The organism is Oleiphilus sp. HI0086 (assembly GCF_001635225.1).
On the sequence record NZ_LWFZ01000570.1, the window covers coordinates 1 to 362 of the forward strand.

The window sequence follows — 362 nt, forward strand, 5'->3', positions numbered from 1 at the left end:
AATGGTGTGGCGACAGGTAAATCTAACGGTACGGCGGATGTAATAGCACGGCTTGCCGACCTTTCGGCGACTAAGGCATTGCGCTCTTCCGATGCACCCTTGGTCTCGATAGCCGTCAGTAATCAACCTGCGAGCCTTCCAGTATGTCAAACATCCTCGCAACAACTGCTTGCAAGGGGAACATATAGTGACGGTGATGAGGCAGACATTTCGGATAAAGTAAGCTGGAGTGTCAGTGATAGCTCGGTTATTTATGTTGGTGATGTAGCGCTGTCTGATGGCTCGAGAGAAGATAAAGGAGTCCTCTCTGGTTTGTCTATTGATGATGCGCAAATCATAGCAAGCCAGGATGATATTGATAG

The 362-nt window shown here is 48.3% G+C and carries 1 protein-coding gene; it reads left to right on the forward strand.

The features are described 5' to 3' along the window. The coding region (locus tag A3756_RS27555; protein ID WP_197481233.1) for a hypothetical protein at positions 1–362 on the forward strand (362 nt) is incomplete at both ends.